Below are 282 nucleotides of genomic sequence, written 5' to 3'. Positions count from 1 at the left end.
CGTATTCTCGTAGCGCCTGTCGCTTTCGTCGCCCGGCTTGCCGCTCAGGTCGGCCGGCACCGCGTTGAACAGCACGCGGCTTGCCGCGAACAGCGATTGCGCGCGCTCGTTCAGTTCCTTCGGCAGGTTATTGCGCACGCAATGATGAAGCGACGTGACGACGAACTGCCGCTGTTCGGCCGGCAACGTATCGAGTTGCGGATGCTCGGCGAGCGCAAACCAGTGACCGACGGCAAGATCACGCACATTGCTCACGCCGTCGACGGATTCGGCACGCAGTTC

At 63.1% G+C, this 282-nt stretch carries 1 protein-coding gene; it reads right to left on the bottom strand.

The window, feature by feature from the left end:
* Positions 1-282, bottom strand: a 282-nt coding sequence (locus tag AAEY62_RS21965; RefSeq protein WP_350636517.1) for a contractile injection system protein, VgrG/Pvc8 family, incomplete at both ends; no start/stop codon positions are given.

The sequence above is a fragment of the Pseudoalteromonas sp. GW168-MNA-CIBAN-0100 genome, from assembly GCF_040309225.1.
Taxonomy (GTDB): domain Bacteria; phylum Pseudomonadota; class Gammaproteobacteria; order Enterobacterales; family Alteromonadaceae; genus Pseudoalteromonas; species Pseudoalteromonas arctica.
This window is presented reverse-complemented; position numbering and strand designations above follow the sequence as displayed.